Genomic DNA, 17,569 nt, shown 5'->3' with positions numbered 1-17,569 from the left:
TCAGCTGTTGTTGCTGGTAAAGCGCTGGTGCGCACGAGGCCCCATCGAGCCCGGCAATCCGCCCTTGAACATGCTGTTGATGGCTTTCATCTGGCGGCGGGCGGCGGTTTCGCCATCGATGGCGCTCAGCGCCATCATCACGTCCTGTCGCAGGTACCAGAGTGCCTCGACGTCGGCCGCGAAGCGCACGCGTTGGCTGACGCGCTGCACCGAGTGGCCGCCATGGCCCTGGAGCACCGACAGCATCGCAGTGCGAATGCGCCCCAGCTGGCTCTCCGTCGCCTGGCGGGATCCGGAGCCGGGTACGTTCAGCAGGCGAAGGAGGCGGAGAAGCATGGACGGGATGCGTGTGGGAAGCCAGGACGGCCGCTACCTTAAGCCTCAGTCAGGAGTTCCACAAGATCTGAAACGATGTTTCTTGTTTGTAAACAACACCCTTGGCTTAGTGTTTTTCGCCGTCGTTGTGTTTTGTTTTCAAAAGTACTACAAGCGGCCAAAAGACCCTTGGTATGTCTGCTCCGTGCCCAACGGGGTATACCCAGCGGTCAACACGAAGAGAGCGCACGCCGTTTCTTTTTGTGCGCGATGGATATAGCCAGGAGAGCTGTTTGCGGAGGAAGGTAGAGAGCCTGAACGTTCACAACCTGCGATAGAAAAATCGAGAATCACAACAATATGGGTGTCAATTCCACAGTCGTATTCGCGGACTTGACGGGGAGTACGAGAGTCTTCGAGGCCATGGGGAATGCGCGGGCCACGGAAACGGTGACGCGGCTGACGCAATGGATCGGCGGCGTGTGCCAGGCGCATGGCGGCCGGGTGGTGAAGTCGCTCGGAGACGGCGTGTTCGCCATCTTCTCCAGTGGTGCAGCCGCCACGCACGCCGTTGTCGAGCTGCAGCGCTATCACCAGAAGCGGCTGCTCGCGTGGCCTGTGCCGTTGCGCATGGCGCTGCAGATCGGCGTGGCCAGCGGCGAGGTGGTCGAGGTCGAGGGTGACTGCTACGGCGACGCCGTCAACCTGGCCTCGCGCCTGAGCGACCTGGCCGGTCCCGGCCAGATCTGGGTGACTGACGCGGTCATCTCGCAATTGCGCGAAGGCACGGTGCAGCACCGCGACCTGGGCCTCATCAACATCCGCGGCCGCAGCGAGATGTCCGTGGTGCACCGTATCGATTGGCAGGAGGAGGTGACGAGCTTCCTCACCGTGCCTGCGGCGCTCGCTCCGCTGCGGATGCCGGACTCCACGTTCGGCCAGATCGAACTGGCCTGGCTCGACGTTCGTTCGATGTTCCGTACCGAAGAACTCCCGATCCATCTCGGGCGCGTCAATGACGCCCAGTTCGTGGTCAACGATCCCCGCGTTTCGCGGCTGCATGCGCGCATCGAGTTGCGACAGGGCAGCTGTGTGCTGATCGACGTCAGCACCTATGGCACCTGGGTGCGCTTCCATGGCAATGGCGGACCGAGCACCGAGATCGCCCTGCGGCGCGAGGAATGCGTGCTGCACGGGCGCGGAGAGATCGGGCTGGGCGCGCCGCTCAGCGATGTCAGCGCGCCGACCATCGCCTTCAACACCAACAGCGGCGATGTGATGCTGTCGCGCCGGGAGATTGCGCGTTGACGCTGCGCGGCCGCTGCCTCAGGGCTTGATGAAGCATGGCATGCACACTGGCATGCCAATTTTGTTTTGGGAAGTGACCAAAAAGTCACGCAAGTACACATTTGTGCGGCGAAGGCGCTGGTTTTTGGATGCCCGCCAGCTGTTTTTCGCAGGGCATGCTGCTTGCCTTGTATCGCTCGACCGGCGCTGAAACGCCGTAGGAGCGAGGAACATGGTGGAACAGTTCGAGGCCGGCTGCGCGAGCCGGGTCGTGGCATGAACGCAATGAGCAGCATGGGTGCCATCGGTGGCCTCAACGGCATGGAAGGCGGAGCCAGTGTGAATTTCAGCGCGGAACATCCCGCGAAGGAGCGCACTGCGGCGAGCAGCAAGGGGATGACGCATGTGCGTCCCTTCACCCGCGTCGAGGCCGCCATTGCGGCGGTGGAGTCGCTGGACCGCGAACTGAAGAAATTCGAACTCGCTGTGGCCGACAGCCTGCAGGACTACCTGGGCGTGCAGATGGCGCAGATCACCGACTGCGCGCTGGCACGCGGCTGGGAGCCGGTCAGCTTCATGCAGAAGGACGGATTCCGCGTTTATCGCTACGAGGCCATGCCCGTCTACAAGGGGCGCCGCAAGAAGCGTTGAGGCGCCGCCGCAGAGCCGGACGTCAGCCGCTGGCCGTCGTGTCGAAGACGGCCAGGGCGCCAAGCACGCCGCGCGTCTCGAGCACGGCCAGTTGGCGCGCCACTGCCGCGACGAAGCGCGGTTCACCGCCGAGCTCGCCGAAGACTGGCGCGAACCCCGCGAAGAAGGCAACGCGCTCCTGCACCGACGGTGCCGCATCGGCTTGCACGAGCCGGTGGGCCAGTGCTTCGGCGAGAGGGTCTTGTATGTCGTGCGTGGCACCGGTCTCGTCCACGCCGCGCAGGTAGTGAATCCATGCGGCGATGGCGAGCGCGAGCCGGTCGATGGGCTGTCCGGCAGCGAGCCGGTCGCGCACGGTGCCGAGCAGGCGCTGCGGCAGCTTCTGCGAGCCGTCCATTGCGATCTGCTTCGTCTGGTGCTGCAGCGCGGGATTCGAGAAGCGCTGCAGCAGCCGCGCGCGATAGCTGTCCAGGTCGAGGCCCTGCATGGCCGGCAGCGTGGGGGCGATCTCTTCGCGCATCAACGCATCGATGAAGTTGCGCAAGGCCGGCTCCGCCATCGCGCGGTCCACCGTGCGAAAGCCCGCCATCGTACCCAGGTAGGCGAGCGCCGAATGGCTGCCGTTGACCATGCGCAGCTTCAGCCGCTCGAAGGGTTCCGCATGCTCGACGAAGCGCGCGCCTCCCGCGGCCCAGCCGGGGCGCCCGTTGGCGAAGCGGTCTTCCACCACCCATTCGAGAAAGGGCTCGCCGATCACCGGCCATGCATCTTCGGCGCCGAGGCGCGCGGAGATGCGTTCGCGATCGGCGTCGGTGGTGCGCGGCACGATGCGATCGACCATCGAATTGGGGAAGGTGCAGTGCGCGCCGATCCAGCCGTGCAATGCGCCGTCGACCTGCTGCGCAAAGGCCAGCACGATGCCGCGCAGCGTGTCGCCGTTCGCGGGCAGGTTGTCGCAGGACAGCAGCGTCACGGGCGGCAGCCCGCGCTGGCGGCGCAGGTTCAGCGCGTGCACGACGAAGCCGGGCATAGTGCGCGGCGCTTGCGGGTGCGCGAGGTCGTGCACGATGCCGGCGTCGTCCAGCCGCAGCGCGCCGGTGGCCGGGTCGTGGTGGTAGCCCTTCTCGGTGATCGTCAGGGTGACGATGCGCGTGTCCGGATGGGCGAGGCGTTCGAGCACGGCCAGCGGGTCTTCCGGCGCCACGAGCACGTCGAGCAGGTTGCCCACCACCTGCAGCGCCTCGCGCGGGCTGCCGTCGTCGGCCGCATCGCGCAGTGCCAGCGTGTAGAGGCCGCCTTGCGGCTGCAGCGCATCGCGCGTATCGGCCGCGCGCAGCGACACGCCCACCGTGCCCCAGCGCAGGTCGCCGCTGGCATGCAGCGCGGCCTCGTTGACGACCGCAAGGTGCGCGCGATGGAAGGCGCCCACGCCGAGGTGGACGATGCCGGCCTGCAGCGCATCGCGCACATAGCGCGGTTTTGCCACGTCGGCGGGCAGCGAGGGCAGGGTGCCGGGATGCAGACGTGCCATGGCGCTTTCCCCGTTCACCAGTTCCACAGCGTGCCGTCGTGCTGAAGCCGGTTCACCGGCAGGTAGGCGCGCTGGTACGGGTACTTGGCGGCGAGCTTCTCGTCGATGTCCACGCCATGGCCCGGTGCCTCGCCTGGATGCAGCATGCCGTTGGCGAAGCTGTAGGCATGAGGGAACACTGCATCGGTTTCATCGGTGTGGCGCATGTATTCCTGGATGCCGAAGTTGGGCACCCACATGTCGAAGTGCAGCGCCGCGCCCATGCAGGCCGGCGACAGGTCGGTCGCGCCATGGCAGCCGGTGCGCACCTGGTAGAGCGAAGCCAGGTCGGCGATGCGGCGCAGCTGGGTGATGCCGCCCGCGTGGACCACCGTGGTGCGGATGAAGTCGATCAGCTGGTTTTCGATCAGGTCCTTGCAGTCCCAGATGCTGTTGAAGATCTCACCCACGGCCAGCGGCGTGGTCGTGTGCTGGCGGATGAGCCTGAAGGCTTCCTGGTTCTCGGCCGGCGTGGCGTCTTCCATCCAGAACAGGTTGAAGGGTTCGAGCGACTTGCCCAGCCGCCCGGCCTCGATGGGCGTCAGGCGATGGTGCGCGTCGTGCAGCAGGTGGATGTCGGGGCCCACGGCGCTACGCACTGCGTCGAAGAGCTTCGGCGTGTGCTCCAGGTACTTGGCGGTCGACCAGTCGTGCTCGCTGGGCAGGTCAGCGTCGGCCGGCTCGTAGAACATGGTGCCGCGGCCCACGCCGTACACCTTTTCCAGGCCCGGCACGCCGCTCTGCGCGCGGATGGCCAGGTAGCCTTCGTCCCTGTAGCGAAGCACCTCGTCCACCGTCTGTTCGATGTCGCGGCCGTTGGCGTGGCCGTACACCATCACGCCGGTGCGGCTCTTGCCGCCGAGCAGCTGGTACAGCGGCATGTTCGCGGCCTTGGCCTTGATGTCCCACAGCGCGGTGTCGACCGCGGCGATGGCGGTCATGGTGACCGGGCCGCGGCGCCAGTAGGCGCCCTTGTAGAGGTATTGCCAGATGTCCTCGATCTGCTGCGCGTCGCGCCCGATCAGGCAGGGAATGACGTGCTCGGTGAGGTAGGCCGCCACGGCCAGCTCGCGTCCGTTGAGCGTGGCATCGCCGATGCCGGTGAGGCCCTCGTCGGTTTCGATCTTGAGGGTGACGAAGTTGCGCCCGGGGCTGCAGACGATGACGCGTGCGTTGGTGATTTTCATGATGCGTGGCTTCAGGGGGTGAATGGTTCAGCCGTTCCAGCCGAGGTGACCGAGGAAGTCGCGGGTGCGCTCCACCGTCGGGTTGTCGAAGATCTGCGTGGGCGGGCCCTGTTCGATGATGGCGCCGGCTTCGAACACCACCACCCAGTCGGCCACGCGCCGCGCGAAGCCCATCTCATGCGTCACCACGATCATGGTCATGCCTTCCTGCGCGAGCTTCTGCATCACGCTCAGCACTTCGCCGACGGTCTCGGGGTCGAGCGCCGAGGTGGGCTCGTCGAACAGCATCACCTCGGGCTCCATCGCCAGCGCGCGGGCAATGGCCACGCGCTGCTGCTGGCCGCCCGAGAGGTTGGCCGGGAAGTTGCCGGCCTTGTTCGCCAGGCCCACCTTTTCCAGCAGCACCATCGCGCGGGCGCGGGCCTTGTCCTCGGGCATGCCCAGCACTGTGACCGGGCCCATCGCCACGTTGTCGAGCGCCGACTTGTGCGGGAACAGCTCGAAGCTCTGGAACACCATGCCCATGCGCTGGCGCACCTTGCGCACCTGCGACTCCTGCGAGGGCAGCGCCACGCCGTCGACCAGCACGCGCCCGCCGTCGATGGCCTCCAGCGCGTTGGTGCAGCGAAGCAGCGTGGACTTGCCCGAGCCCGAGGGACCGATCAGGCACATCACCTCGCCCTTGTGCACCTGCAGCGACACGCCGCGCAGCGCCACGAAGTCGCCGTACAGCTTGCGGACGTTCTCGTACACCAGCACGGGCGGCTGGTCGGCGTTCTTGCGCGCCGGGGAAAGAGCGGTTGGGGTGGTTGCGTTCATTCCTTGACTCCGTATTTGCGGTGGATCCAGTCCACCAGCTTGGCTTGCGGGTAGCCCATGAGCCAGTAGATGACGGCCATGGCGGTGAGCATCTCCAGTACGCGGAAGGTCTGCGCACGAATCTGCATCGAGGTGTAGGCCAGCTCGCTGACGGCGATGACCGAGACCAGCGAGGTGTCCTTGAACAGCGAGACCCAGGTGCTCGCGATCACCGGCAGGATGCGGCGCGCGGCCTGCGGGATCACCACCTTGAACATCGCCTGGCGGCGCGACATGCCCATGGCGAGCGCGGCCTCCATCTGCCCCTTGCGGATCGAGTTGATGCCTGCGCGGAAGGTCTCGGCGTTGTAGGCCGCGACGTTCAGCACCAGCGCCACGAGCGCGGTGGTGATGGCCGAGAACTGCACGTCGAAGGCCATGGGCATCACGTAGAAGGCCCAGTAGATGACGAGGATCAGCGGCAGGTTGCGGAAGAACTCCACGAAGCCGAGCGAAACCGACTGCAGCAGCTTGTTGGGCGACAGGCGCATCAGCGCGAGCACGATGCCGCCGGGCACTGCCAGCAGCATCGTGAGCACGGTCAGGCCCACGGTGAGGGCGGCGCCTTCGAGCAGCGCGGCGCGGTGCGTCCAGATCACGGACCAATCGAATGTCATGGCTGTGTCTTTCCTACGAGCGGCCAAGGTGCGCGAAGCGGCGATAGAGCCGGTCCACGCCCCGCGTGACGGGAAACAGGATGCAGAAGTACGCCACCATCACCGCGGTGAACACCTCCACCGGCCGGTAGCTCTGGCCGGCCACGGTTTCGGCGCGGTGCATCAGCTCGGGCACCGCGATCACGGTGGCGATGGCCGTGTCCTTGATCGCGATGGTGAGGATCGAACCGAAGGCCGGCAGCATCCGCACGATGGCCTGCGGCAGCAGCACCTTGCGCAAAATCTGCGCGCGCGACATGCCCAGCGCCAGTGCGGCGCGCGTCTGGCCCGGCCGGATCGACTCGATGCCTGCGCGGATCACCTCCGCCGCGTAGGCCGCGATGTGCAGCGTGAGCGCGACCAGCGCCGCCCAGAAGGGCGGGAAGGTCACGTTCGCGATGATCGGGAACGCGAAGTAGATCCAGATCAGCACCACCAGCACCGGAATGGCGCGCATCGAGTCGATGTAGAAGACCAGCAGCGGCCGCAGCCAGCGCGGGCCGTACAGGCGCAACAGCGCAATCACGAGCCCGGCCAGCAGGCTCGTGGCCGCGCTGACGATGCTCAGCAGCACGGTCATGCCCAGGCCGCTGGCGAAGAAGCGCCAGTTGTCCGCGATCGGCGAGAAATCGAAGTTCATGGGAATAATCCCCGTGAGGTGATGAAGGGAAGGGCGGGTGCGTTCTTCAGAACGTGACCATCACCTTCATGGCGCGCTGCCGGTCGGCGGCCAGCGCAAAGGCCTCGTGCACGCGCGACACCGGCAGTGCGTCGGTCAGCAGCGGCGACACGTCGAGCACGCCGCGGCTCAGGTAGTCGACCGCCCATGCGTACTCGCCGATGAAGCGGAAGGTGCCAACGTAGGTGAGGCTCTTCACCATGACCTGGTTGAACGGGCAGCCCTCGCTGCTGCCGTTGAGTGTGCCCACCTGCACGACGGTGCCGCGCGGGCGCGTGAGGCGGATGCAGTTGGCCAGCCCTGCGTAGTTGCCCGACACCTCGAAGCTCACGTCGACCTGGCCTTTGCCCTCGGCCAGCGCGTCCAGTGCCGCCGGGTCCTTCGCGGCGTTGATGGTCTGCGTGGCGCCCACGCGGGTGCAGGCGGCCAGCGTCTGGTCCTGGATGTCCACCGCGATCAGCCGGCTCGCGCCCGCCAGCTTCGCGGCCATGAGGATCAGGGCCCCGATGGGGCCGGTGCCGATCACCATTACCGTCTTGCCCAGCAGCGAGCCGGCCTCCTGCACCGCATGCAGCGCCACCGCCAGCGGCTCGCCGAAGGCGGCCAGTTCGAACGACAGGCCGTCGGGTACGGGCACGCACTGGCTCGCTTCCACCACCACCTGCTCGCGCATCGCGCCCTGCATGTGGGGCCACTTGCTCGCGCTGCCGAAGAAGTGCACGTTCTCGCAGTGGTTGGAAGCACCCACGCGGCAGAAGCGGCAGTGGCCGCAGGTGCGCGAGGGGTTGAGCGCCACGCGGTCGCCGGCGCGCACCGAGGTCACTTGCGCGCCCACTTCCAGCACCTGGCCCGAGGCTTCGTGGCCCGGCGTGAGCGGGGCGCGGATCAGGAAGTCGCCGACGCGGCCGTGCTGGTAGTAGTGCAGGTCGGAGCCGCAGATGCCCACGGCCTTGACGCCGACGCGCACCTGCGTGGGCGAGAGCGTTTCAGTGGGCACGTCTTCCACGCGCAGGTCGCGGGCACCGTGGATCTGGCAATTCAACATGGTGAAGATCTCGAAATGATGGGCAAGGGAGTCCCCGCGGGCCGCTCCGATGGCGGCGGCCCGAAAGACTTCGATGGGAGGTGGAGGAAGCGCCCGAAGGCGCTCGACTTACTTGAGGTTCTGCGTCATGCGCCGCTCTTCCGCGGTCAGCGCGGGCTGCATGCGCTGCGCCACCGATCGCAGCCAGTCGAGGTACACCTGCTGTTCCTTGGCCACGCCCATGCCGGACTGGATCTCGAAGATCTTGCTGTCCTGGCAGTCGTTTTCCTTCGGGAACGCGGCCAGCCCCTTCACCTTCTTGCTGATGTTGGGCCACAGCATGCGGTTGAGCGGCGCCACGTCGGAGCGCCCGGCCATCACTTCCTCGATGGGCGCGACCGAGCCTGAATTGGCCACCCCGCGCAGCTTGGCCTTCGGGAACTGCTGGCGCACCAGCGGCTCTTCGCCGGCACCCGAGAAATAGGCGATGGTGACTTCGGGCCTGTTGAAATCCTCGAGCGTCTTCGCGCCGGTGAACTTCGGGTTGTCGGCGCGTCCGAACATGCACACGCCGGTGCTGGAGAAGGTGACGAAGTCGATGATCTTCGCGCGCTCGGCCGTCTGGTTCAGCGGGCCGATCATGATGTCCATCTGGTTGGCCACCAGCGCCGGCACCTTGGTTTCGTGGCTCACCGCCACCGGCATCATCCTCACGCCGAGCAGCTTGGCGAATTCCTTGCCCAGCATCCACGACGGGCCGGCCCAGTCTTCGCCGTCGCCGCTGGTGTTCTGCACCAGCCAGGGCGGGTTGTTGACCACGCCGACGCGCAGCACGCCGGCCTTGCGGATGGCGTCGATGCGGGGGCTGGCACCCGGCGCGGGCGGGGTCTGCGCCAGGGCCGTCGAGCCCAGGGCCGCGAGTGCCGCAGCGAACACGGCACCGCGCGATGCGCGCGCCAGGAAGGTCTTGATCTTCGTCATGCTGTCTGTCTCCTGATGTTGCTGGGATTCATGCTCACTTGAGCGTGCCGACGATGCGGGCCTCGTCCGCGTCCAGGCGCGCCTTCTGCGCCTTGGCGACCTCGCGCAGCCAGTTCAGGTACGCGGGCTGGTTCTTGTCCACCGCGAGCCCGACGGGCGAGGCCTTCTCGGTGCTCGACTGGCAGTTGTTGTCCTTCGGCAGCACGGCCAGTCCCTTGACCTTCTGCTGCAGGCCGACCCATGGCACGCGGTTGATCGGCGCGGCGTCGGCGCGGCGCGCCATGATTTCCTCGATGGGGGCGGTGGCGCCCGAACTGGCGACGGCGCGCAGCTTCGCCTTCGGGAAGCGCTCCTTGACCCAGCCTTCCTCGGCGCCGCCGGTGAAATAGGCGATCGTCACGTCGGGCTGGTTAAGGTCGTCCACAGAGGCGGCCTTGGCCAGCTTCGCGTTGTCGGCGCGACCGAACATGCACACGCTGGTGGCGGAGTAGATGACGAAGTCGACCACCTTGAGCCGCTCGGGCGTTTCGCCCAGGGGGCTGATGGTCATGTCGACCTGGTTGGCCGCGAGCACCGGCACCTTGGTCTCGTGTGAGACCGGCACGGTGCGCAGCTTCACGCCCAGCAGCTTCGCGTATTCGGTGGCCAGCAGCCAGGCCGGGCCGCTCCACGGTTCGCCCTGGCCGGTGGTGTTTTCCATCAGCCAGGGGGCGTTCTGCAGCACGCCCACGCGCAGTTCGCCGGCCTTGCGGATGGCGTCGATGCGTGGGCTGGCGCCGGGCGCCGGCTGGGCGGACGCGCCACCCGCGGTAGCGGCCAGCAATGTCAGGGCGAAGCAATGCGCGGCGATGCGGCATCGCCGAAGGACGGTGGATCTCATGGTCTTGTCTCCGTGGTTCGGGTGGCGCCGGCCGGCAGGCCGGACGCCGGGTGCCTGCTCAGCGCCAGGCTTGCGCGAATTCGCTGATCACGCGCTCGATGTGCGCGCGCATGGCTTTGCGGGCCGCGTCTGCGTCGCGCTCCAGCAGGGCGGTGAACACGCGCTGGTGGTCGTCCTGCGAGGCGCGGCGCAGCGCCGGGGTGTGGAAGTGGGCCTCCAGCTGCGACCAGATCGGGGCCTTGGTGTGGTCCCACACCGCGGTCACCATCTGCAGCAGCACGCTGTTGCCGGTCGACTCGGCAATGCGCAGGTGGAACAGGCGGTCGGCCGCTTCGTTGGCCTCCTTGTCGTGCATGTTCTCGCGCATCTCGGCCAGCGCGCTGTAGATGCGGTCGAGGTCGCTGTCCTTGCGGCTCTCGGCGGCCACCGCCGCGATCTCGGCCTCGATCAGGCAGCGCGCGCGCAGCAGCTCGAAGGGGCCCGGGCCGGGCGACAGGGTGTAGGCCGAGGCCGGCGCCACCGCGCCGGGTGCCGGCGCACAGACATAGATGCCCGAGCCGCCGCGCACTTCGACGTTGCCCTGGATCTCCAGCACGATGATGGCCTCGCGCACCAGCGTGCGGCTCACGCCGAAGCGGTCGGCCAGTGCGCGCTCGGACGGCAGGCGGTCGCCCACCTTGAATTCGCCTTCGGTGATGAGGGCGGCGATGCTGGCTGCGAGCTTCTGGTAGGAGCGGTCGGAATCCGGCTCGGTCGCAGGCAGGCGGGGGAGTTCGTGAATGGTCGCCATGTGGTGAGCCAGTCTAAAAGTGGTTCACCAATTTGCCGATAGTGGTTTACCACTAGCCGGCTGCCGGCTGCCGGCCGCGCTCAGCCCTGCGCCAGGAGGCCGCCGAGCCTGTCGATGTCGATCGGCTTCTGCAGGTGGTGGTCGAACAGCCCTTCGGCCGCCTCGCCGCCCGTGTCCTCCGCCGAAAAACCCGAGATCGCGATCAACAGCTTCGGCGTGCCTTGGGTGGTGCTGGCGCGCAGCCGCCGCGCCACCTCGGTGCCCGGGAAATCGGGCAGCGTGAGGTCGATGAGCGCGGCATCGAAGCTCTCGGCGGCGGCGGCGTCCAGCGCCTGCTGCGCCGTGTAGGTGCAGCGCGCGGTGTGGCCGAACAGGCCCAGCAGTTCCTGCAGCAGGTCGGCCGCTGCCTTGTTGTCGTCGACGATCAGCACGTTCACGAGGGGTTTCTTTCCTTCAGGTTGAAGAGGGAAGTATGGCCGGCGGCTCGAGCGGCAGGTCGACCACGAAGCGCGAGCCTTCGCCCGGCGCGCTTTCCACTCCGATCTGTCCGCCATGCAGGCTCACGATCTTGTGCGTGATGTACAGGCCCAGGCCCAGCCCGGCCGCGTGCTTGCGGCTGTCCTTGGTGCGCTCGAACTGCTTGAAGATGCGCTCCTGGTCTTCGGGCGCAATGCCGATGCCCTGGTCGCGCACGGCCACCCGGGCGGTGCCTCCCATCTGCTGCACCACCATCTCGACCGGCTTGCCGCCGCCGTAGCGCAGGGCATTGGTCAGCAGGTTGGTCAGCACCTGTTCGATGCGGAACTCGTCCCACACGCCGTGCAGTTCGGCGGGCGCAATCAGCGTGATGGCCGAGCCCGCGGCTTCGGCCTGCTGGCGCAGGTTCTCCACCACTGCACGCGCCAGCGCGGCCAGGTCGACCGGCTCGGTCTTGATCGACAGCGCGTCGCGCCGCATGCGCGTGACGTCGAGCATGTCGTCGATCAGCCGCACCATGTTGCGGATCTGCCGCTGGTCGCGCTCGATCATCGCGGGCAGCCGCTCGGGCGCGAAGTTGGCGAGATTGCCCTTGGACAGGTGCAGCTGCCGCAGCTGCGCCTCGAGGTACAGCGTGTTGAGCGGCGTGCGCAGCTCGTGCGACACCATCGACATGAAGTCGTCGCGCATGCGCACCGCGCGCTCCAGTTCGTGCTGCGTCTGCTGCAGCTGCTGCACCAGCTCTTCCTGCTTGCGGTGCGCGGCAGCGAGCGATTCCATCTCGTGCCGCAGCGCCTTGCGGTGCCGGTACAGGTCGACGAACACGTGCACCTTGCTGACCACCGCATGCGGGTCCAGCGGCTTGTGCAGGAAGTCGACCGCGCCGCTCTCGTAGCCCTGGAAGGCGTAGTTCAGCTCGCGCCCGGCAGCGCTCACGAAGATGATGGGAATGTGCCGCGTGCGCTCGGTGCCGCGCATCAGCTCGGCCAGCTCGAAGCCGTTCATGCCCGGCATCTGCACGTCGACGATGGCGAGCGCGAATTCATGCTCCAGCAGCAGCGCGAGAGCGGCGTCGGCCGAGGCGGCGCGGTACACGATGCGCCCCGGCGCGCGGATCAGCGCCTCCAGCGCCAGCAGGTTTTCCGGCAGGTCATCGACGATGAGCAGCTTGCTCTGGACGTCAATGTTCATGGGCGGCCTCCAGTTGAAGCAGCAAGGTGCGCAGTTCGCGCAGGGGAAGCACGTAGTCGGGAGCGTGGCGCGCTATGGCGGCTTGGGGCATGGTGGGAATCTGTGCTTCTTTCGGTTCCTGGACGGCGGTAAGTCCGCCGGCCAGATGGATGCGACGCAGGCCTTCGGCGCCGTCTTCGTTCGCGCCGGTCAGCAGAAAGCCGGCGAGGGCAGGGCCGTAGGCGTCGGCGGCGGAGGCCATCAGCACGTCGATGGACGGCCGCGAGAACAGCACCGGCGGCTCGCAGCTCAGCGAGAAGGTGCGCTCGCGCTCGATCGACAGGTGATAGCCGGGCGGCGCGAAGTAAAGGCTGCCGGCCGCCAGCGGCATCTTGTCGGCGGCCTCGTGCACCGGAATAGGCAGGCGCTGCGCGAAGATCTCGGCGAGGTGGCTCTCGTGCCCCTCGGGCAGGTGAAGGACCACCGCCATCGGAATATGCCAACCAGCGGGCAGGCCGTGCAGCAGCGCGGAGAGCGCATCAATGCCGCCGGCCGAGGCGCCGAGCACCACGGCGTCCACGCGCTTGCGAACGGGTGAGCGAAGGTGGCGGTTCATGTGGCCTTGCGGTAGATGCGCTCGGCACGCGCATGCGTGTCGAAACGGTTGGAGTAGCCCGAGAAGTCGATGCTTTCCTTCGAGCCCAGCCCGAGAAAGCCGCGATGCGACAGCGACTCGTGGAACAGGCCCAACGCCCTGTCCTGCAGCTCCCGGTTGAAGTAGATCAGCACGTTGCGGCACGACACCAGCTGGGTTTCGGCGAACACGCTGTCGGTGGCCAGGCTGTGGTCGGCAAAGATCACGTCGGCGCACAGCGAAGGGTCGAAGCGCGCGGCGTCGTAGGCGGCGGTGTAGTAGTCGGAGAACGCGCTGCGTCCGCCCGCGCGCTGATAGTTTGCGGTGTAGCCGCGGATCGCCTCCAGCGGAAAGATGCCCAGCCGCGCCTTCTCCAGCGAAGCGGGGTTGATGTCGGTGGCGTAGATCTGCGTGCGCGCGAGCAGGCCTTCCTCGCGCAGCAGGATGGCCAGCGAGAACACTTCCTCGCCCGTGCTGCAACCCGCCACCCAGACCTTGACGGAAGGGTAGGTGTGCAGGATCGGCACCACATGCTCGCGCAAGGCCAGGAAGTAGGCCGGGTCGCGGAACATCTCGCTCACCGGGATCGTCAGGAACTGCAGCAGCCGGCCGAACAGCAATGGCTCGCGCAGCACCCGTTCCTGCAGCGCCGAGATGCTCGGCAGCCCGAGTTGCTCGAGCGCATGCAGCACGCGGCGCTTCTGCGAGGCCACGGTGTAGTTGCGGAAGTCGTAGCTGTACTTCAGGTAAATGGCTTCCATCAGCAGGCGCAGCTCGATCTCCGTGTCGCTCAGCGGGTGCAGCGGCGGCGTCTGCGCAGCCTGCGATGTGCCGGGGCGTGTGGTCACAGGCGCTCCATCTTCGGCATCCACACGCGCAGCAGCGAGAACAGGCGTTCCAGGTCCACCGGCTTGGCGAGGTAGTCGTTGGCGCCGGCAGCCAGGCATTGCTCGCGGTCGTCCTTGGTGGCCTTGGCGGTGATGGCGATCACCGGCATCTTCTCGAAGCGCGGGTCGCCGCGCAGGCGGCGCGTGGCTTCGAGGCCGTCCATCTCCGGCATCATCACGTCCATCAGCACGAGGTCGATCTCGCTGACCTGGTCGAGCCGCTCCAGCGCCTCGCGGCCGTTGCGGCCGATCTCCACGATGGCGCCGCGTTGCTCCAGCGCGCTGGTCAGCGCGAAGATGTTGCGCACGTCGTCGTCCACCAGCAGGATGGTGCGGCCCTCGAAGATGCGGTCGCGCCCGCGCGCCGTCTTCAGCATGCCCCGGCGCTCGCTGGACAGCTCGGCCTCCACCTTGTGCAGGAACAGCGTCACCTCGTCGAGCAGGCGCTCCGGCGAGCGGGCGCCCTTGATGATGATCGAGCGCGAATAGCGCTGCAGCTCGGCTTCTTCGTCGCGCGTGAGGTTGCGCCCGGTGTAGACGATGACCGGCGGGAACGACACGATCTCTTCAGCTGCCATGGCCTTGAGCAGCTCGCTGCCCTGCATGTCGGGCAGCTTCAGGTCGGTGATCATGCAGTCGAACACGCGGGTGCGCAGCAGCTCAAGCGCTTCCTCGCCGGAGCCGACGGCAACGATCTCGATGTCCTCGTCGCCGATGAGCCGGATGACGCTCTCGCGCTGCAGCTCGTCGTCTTCCACCAGCAGCACGACCTTGACCTTCTGCGTGAGCTTTTCCTCCAGCCGGCCGAACACCTTCCTCAGCTCGTCGCGCGTGGCCGGCTTCAGCGCATAGCCGATGGCGCCCATCTGCAGCGCCGCGCTCTGCGCGTTCTCGGCGGCGGACACCACGTGGATCGGAATGTGGCGCGTGTGCGGCGAGTCTTTCAGCCGCTGCAGCAGGCCGAGCCCGGTGCTGTCGGGCAGGCGCATGTCGAGCAGGATCGCGTCGGGCAGGAACTGCGTGGCCAGCTCGAAGCCGTCGGCCGCGCCATGCGCCACCAGGCAGCGGTAGCCCAGCTCGTGCGCCAGGTCGTAGAGGATGTGCGCGAACTGCGGCTCGTCCTCGATCACGAGCACGCGGCGCACCTGGTCGCGCGGGAGGCTGCGGTCATCGGCGAACTGCGGTGCGGGCACCGGGGGAGGGGGCTTTGGCGCCGGCGGCGCAGCGGAAGGCACGGACGGTGCAGGTGCAGGTGCAGGTGCAGGCCGGGGCGTGTAGACCGACGACGACTGTTGCGGCAGCCCCGGCGAAGCCTGCGGCGCCTTCGCCGGCAGTTGCAGCGTGAAGGTGCTGCCCCGGCCCGGCTCGCTCTGCACCGTGAGCGTGCCGCCCAGCAGCTGCGTGAGGTCGCGCGAGATCGACAGGCCCAGCCCGGTGCCGCCGTAGCGCCGGCTGGTGGTGCCGTCGGCCTGGCGGAAGGCCTCGAAGATCAGCTCGTGCTGCTGCGCATCGATGCCGATGCCCGAGTCGGAGACCGCGAAGGCGGCGCCACCGTCCGATGTCGGCGAAACGACCAGCGCCACTTCGCCGCTGTCGGTGAACTTGAGCGCGTTCGACAGCAGGTTCTTGAGGATCTGCTCGACCCGGTGCCGGTCGGTGACCAGCGAGGCCGGCGCGTCGGGCCGCACCTCGAGCCGGAAGCCCAGGTTCTTCTGCATCGCCAGCGGGCCGAAGGTGCTCTCCAGGCTGCGGGCCAGCTTGGCGAGCGCGACGTCTTCGGGCACCACTTCGAGCTTGCCGGCCTCGACCTTCGCGATGTCGAGGATGTCGTTGATCAGCACCAGCAGGTCGTTGCCCGACGAGTAGATCGACTCCGCGAACTTCACCTGCTCCAGCGTGAGGTTGCCCTGCGGGTTGTCGCCCAGCAGCTTGGCGAGGATGAGCGCGCTGTTGAGCGGCGTGCGCAGCTCGTGCGACATGTTGGCGAGGAACTCCGACTTGTAGCGGCTGGCGCGCTGCAGCTCGTCGGCGCGGTCTTCCAGGTCGCGCTGCACGCGGCGCAGCGCGGTGTTGCGCTGGTCCAGCGCCTCGGTGCGTTCGGAGAGCTGGCTGTTGGTCTGCTCCAGTTCGGCCTGCTGGTTCTCCAGCATGGCCTGCGAGGCATGCAGGGCGCGCGACTGTTCTTCGAGCTCTTCGTTGGCGGTGCGCAGTTCTTCCTGCTGCACCTGAAGTTCCTCGTTGAGCTGCTGGGTCTGGGCAAGAACGTCCTGCAGCTGCTCGCGGTAGCGCGCCGCCGCCAGCGAGCTACCGATGTCGTCGGCCACCGTGTCGATCAGCTGGCTGCCGCGCTCGTCCAGCGTGCCGGGCAGGCCGAGCTCGACCACGCCGTTGACCATGCCGGCGCTGGCAACGGGCACCAGCAGCACGGCCTTGGGCGACATGTCGCCCAGGCCCGAATTGACCTTCAGGTAGTCGGCATCGACCGGGTCGAGCAGCATGCGGCGCCGCTCGGCCGCGGCCTGGCCCACCAGGCTCTCGGTGGGGGAAAAGACCTGCGGCATCGCCTCGGCCGAGCTCGAAAAGCCATAGCTCGCCGCCCGACGCAGCGGACCGTGGCGCTCGCGCACATACATCGCGCCGACCGACGTGCCCAGGTAGCGCGAGAAGAACGCGAGGATCTTGCGGCCCATGTCCGGTGCGCTGAGTTCGCCTACCAGCTCTCCCACGAGCTCGGTCTGCGCGCTGCGCAGCCAGGCCTCCTGGGCGAGCCTGTCCGCGTGCTCGGCCTGCTCCTTCAGCACCACGTCGTAGCTGTCGGACAGCAGCACCAGCTGGCGCCGCCCGAAGTAGGCCGCCAGCCCGGTGATGACCAGCGTGAACAAGAGGAACAGGCCGACCACCCACCATGCGGTGCGGTTGGCGTCGTTGTTGCGCTGGAAGCGCAGGGCCTGCTCGGTTTCCATGAACGCCGTGAACTCGGCGCGCATGGCGTCGGCCAGCCGCTTGCCCTGGCCCAGGCGCACCTCGAGCTGGGGGTCCGGGCCGGCACGGCGCGCGGCGATCAGCTGCGCGGCCAGCTCGTTCCAGTTGTTCTGGATGGCGGCGATGCGGTCGACGCGTTCCACCTGCTGGCGGTTGTCCGACACCAGCTTGCGCAGCGTGGCCGTGTCGCCGTTGATGCGGGGCAGGGCGCTCTGGTAGGGCTCCAGGAAGGCGTCGTCGCCTGTGAGAAGGAAGCCGCGCATGCCGGTCTCCATGTCGACGCTCTGGTGCCGCAGCTCGCTGGCGACACGGGTGACGCGGTCGGTGTGCTCGACCCAGCCGATGGTCGACAGCAGGAAGAGGATCAGCCCGACGAACACCACCGCACCGAACACGCCGCCGATCAGCGGGAGCTTGAGGTTGCGGCTCAGCAGACGCTCGAAGTCGTCGGGGTCGATCGCGGTGGGAGTTTTCATCAGGCGCATTTGTAAGCAAAACCTATCGAGTCTTGCCGATAAATCGGGGGGGCCCTGTCGGAGAA

The 17,569-nt window shown here is 67.5% G+C and carries 17 protein-coding genes; 2 read left to right on the top strand and 15 right to left on the bottom strand.

What is annotated here, in order from left to right; translation table 11 throughout:
• Complete coding sequence (locus PMI12_RS11230; RefSeq protein ID WP_007832215.1) at positions 1-336, bottom strand: hypothetical protein; 336 nt, start codon at positions 334-336, stop codon at positions 1-3.
• A 339-nt stretch (positions 337-675) separates the two neighbouring features.
• Between PMI12_RS11230 and PMI12_RS11225 the strand changes: the two genes are divergently transcribed.
• On the top strand, positions 676-1,623 hold the full coding sequence (locus tag PMI12_RS11225) for an adenylate/guanylate cyclase domain-containing protein (RefSeq protein ID WP_007832214.1): 948 nt from the start codon (positions 676-678) through the stop codon (positions 1,621-1,623).
• A gap of 264 nt (positions 1,624-1,887) precedes the next feature.
• On the top strand, positions 1,888-2,253 hold the full coding sequence (locus PMI12_RS11220; RefSeq protein WP_237726077.1) for a hypothetical protein: 366 nt from the start codon (positions 1,888-1,890) through the stop codon (positions 2,251-2,253).
• A gap of 22 nt (positions 2,254-2,275) precedes the next feature.
• On the opposite strand, the gene PMI12_RS11215 is transcribed toward PMI12_RS11220, so the two are convergent.
• The 14 genes from PMI12_RS11215 to PMI12_RS11150 all read right to left on the bottom strand — a co-directional run bounded on the left by PMI12_RS11215 (position 2,276) and on the right by PMI12_RS11150 (position 17,504).
• Positions 2,276-3,784, bottom strand: a complete 1,509-nt coding sequence (locus tag PMI12_RS11215; RefSeq protein ID WP_007832212.1) for a mannitol dehydrogenase family protein — start codon at positions 3,782-3,784, stop codon at positions 2,276-2,278.
• A 14-nt stretch (positions 3,785-3,798) separates the two neighbouring features.
• Positions 3,799-5,010 carry a D-mannonate dehydratase ManD gene (gene manD / locus PMI12_RS11210; protein WP_007832211.1) on the bottom strand — a complete coding sequence of 404 codons (1,212 nt, stop codon included), beginning with the start codon at positions 5,008-5,010 and terminating at the stop codon, positions 3,799-3,801.
• A gap of 27 nt (positions 5,011-5,037) precedes the next feature.
• Positions 5,038-5,829, bottom strand: coding sequence for an amino acid ABC transporter ATP-binding protein (locus PMI12_RS11205; RefSeq protein WP_007832210.1), 792 nt, complete (start codon positions 5,827-5,829; stop codon positions 5,038-5,040).
• Positions 5,826-6,485 (bottom strand): amino acid ABC transporter permease, encoded by a 660-nt coding sequence (locus tag PMI12_RS11200; RefSeq protein WP_007832209.1) that lies wholly within the window; start codon positions 6,483-6,485, stop codon positions 5,826-5,828. The genes PMI12_RS11205 and PMI12_RS11200 overlap by 4 nt, the downstream gene beginning before the upstream one ends.
• Positions 6,486-6,498: 13 nt before the next feature.
• Positions 6,499-7,164, bottom strand: coding sequence for an amino acid ABC transporter permease (locus PMI12_RS11195; RefSeq protein ID WP_007832206.1), 666 nt, complete (start codon positions 7,162-7,164; stop codon positions 6,499-6,501).
• Between the two features lie 46 nt (positions 7,165-7,210).
• On the bottom strand, positions 7,211-8,248 hold the full coding sequence (locus PMI12_RS11190; protein ID WP_007832203.1) for an L-idonate 5-dehydrogenase: 1,038 nt from the start codon (positions 8,246-8,248) through the stop codon (positions 7,211-7,213).
• A 108-nt stretch (positions 8,249-8,356) separates the two neighbouring features.
• Positions 8,357-9,208, bottom strand: a complete 852-nt coding sequence (locus tag PMI12_RS11185) for a transporter substrate-binding domain-containing protein (protein ID WP_007832202.1) — start codon at positions 9,206-9,208, stop codon at positions 8,357-8,359.
• Between the two features lie 34 nt (positions 9,209-9,242).
• Positions 9,243-10,088 (bottom strand): substrate-binding periplasmic protein, encoded by an 846-nt coding sequence (locus PMI12_RS11180; RefSeq protein ID WP_007832200.1) that lies wholly within the window; start codon positions 10,086-10,088, stop codon positions 9,243-9,245.
• Between the two features lie 58 nt (positions 10,089-10,146).
• Entirely contained in the window at positions 10,147-10,878 is a 732-nt protein-coding gene (locus PMI12_RS11175; protein ID WP_007832199.1) for a FadR/GntR family transcriptional regulator, read from the bottom strand.
• An 80-nt stretch (positions 10,879-10,958) separates the two neighbouring features.
• The gene (locus PMI12_RS11170; protein ID WP_007832197.1) at positions 10,959-11,315 is read right to left on the bottom strand and encodes a response regulator; all 357 of its coding nucleotides are present in this window, start codon (positions 11,313-11,315) and stop codon (positions 10,959-10,961) included.
• 16 nt (positions 11,316-11,331) lie between these two features.
• Positions 11,332-12,546, bottom strand: coding sequence for a hybrid sensor histidine kinase/response regulator (locus PMI12_RS11165; protein ID WP_007832193.1), 1,215 nt, complete (start codon positions 12,544-12,546; stop codon positions 11,332-11,334).
• Entirely contained in the window at positions 12,536-13,141 is a 606-nt protein-coding gene (locus PMI12_RS11160) for a chemotaxis protein CheB (RefSeq protein WP_007832192.1), read from the bottom strand. Before PMI12_RS11160 ends, PMI12_RS11165 begins: the two co-directional genes overlap by 11 nt.
• A complete protein-coding gene (locus tag PMI12_RS11155) occupies positions 13,138-14,007 on the bottom strand; it encodes a CheR family methyltransferase (RefSeq protein WP_007832191.1) in 870 nt (289 codons plus the stop codon). Before PMI12_RS11155 ends, PMI12_RS11160 begins: the two co-directional genes overlap by 4 nt.
• Entirely contained in the window at positions 14,004-17,504 is a 3,501-nt protein-coding gene (locus tag PMI12_RS11150; protein ID WP_042673224.1) for a response regulator, read from the bottom strand. Before PMI12_RS11150 ends, PMI12_RS11155 begins: the two co-directional genes overlap by 4 nt.
• Between the last annotated feature and the right edge of the window lie 65 nt (positions 17,505-17,569).

This window comes from Variovorax sp. CF313, assembly GCF_000282635.1.
Classification (GTDB): domain Bacteria; phylum Pseudomonadota; class Gammaproteobacteria; order Burkholderiales; family Burkholderiaceae_C; genus Variovorax.
Note: the sequence above shows the minus strand (reverse complement) of the source record. Positions and strands in the feature narration are given on the sequence as shown.

Excerpts from the sequence above, each read along its gene's own strand:
- PMI12_RS11230 (WP_007832215.1), bottom strand. The coding sequence starts at position 336 with ATGCTTCTCCGCCTCCTTCGCCTGCTGAACGTACCCGGCTCCGGATCC.
- PMI12_RS11225 (WP_007832214.1), top strand. The coding sequence starts at position 676 with ATGGGTGTCAATTCCACAGTCGTATTCGCGGACTTGACGGGGAGTACG.
- PMI12_RS11220 (WP_237726077.1), top strand. The coding sequence starts at position 1,888 with ATGAGCAGCATGGGTGCCATCGGTGGCCTCAACGGCATGGAAGGCGGA.
- PMI12_RS11215 (WP_007832212.1), bottom strand. The coding sequence starts at position 3,784 with ATGGCACGTCTGCATCCCGGCACCCTGCCCTCGCTGCCCGCCGACGTG.
- manD (WP_007832211.1), bottom strand. The coding sequence starts at position 5,010 with ATGAAAATCACCAACGCACGCGTCATCGTCTGCAGCCCCGGGCGCAAC.
- PMI12_RS11205 (WP_007832210.1), bottom strand. The coding sequence starts at position 5,829 with ATGAACGCAACCACCCCAACCGCTCTTTCCCCGGCGCGCAAGAACGCC.
- PMI12_RS11200 (WP_007832209.1), bottom strand. The coding sequence starts at position 6,485 with ATGACATTCGATTGGTCCGTGATCTGGACGCACCGCGCCGCGCTGCTC.
- PMI12_RS11195 (WP_007832206.1), bottom strand. The coding sequence starts at position 7,164 with ATGAACTTCGATTTCTCGCCGATCGCGGACAACTGGCGCTTCTTCGCC.
- PMI12_RS11190 (WP_007832203.1), bottom strand. The coding sequence starts at position 8,248 with ATGTTGAATTGCCAGATCCACGGTGCCCGCGACCTGCGCGTGGAAGAC.
- PMI12_RS11185 (WP_007832202.1), bottom strand. The coding sequence starts at position 9,208 with ATGACGAAGATCAAGACCTTCCTGGCGCGCGCATCGCGCGGTGCCGTG.
- PMI12_RS11180 (WP_007832200.1), bottom strand. The coding sequence starts at position 10,088 with ATGAGATCCACCGTCCTTCGGCGATGCCGCATCGCCGCGCATTGCTTC.
- PMI12_RS11175 (WP_007832199.1), bottom strand. The coding sequence starts at position 10,878 with ATGGCGACCATTCACGAACTCCCCCGCCTGCCTGCGACCGAGCCGGAT.
- PMI12_RS11165 (WP_007832193.1), bottom strand. The coding sequence starts at position 12,546 with ATGAACATTGACGTCCAGAGCAAGCTGCTCATCGTCGATGACCTGCCG.
- PMI12_RS11160 (WP_007832192.1), bottom strand. The coding sequence starts at position 13,141 with ATGAACCGCCACCTTCGCTCACCCGTTCGCAAGCGCGTGGACGCCGTG.
- PMI12_RS11150 (WP_042673224.1), bottom strand. The coding sequence starts at position 17,504 with ATGAAAACTCCCACCGCGATCGACCCCGACGACTTCGAGCGTCTGCTG.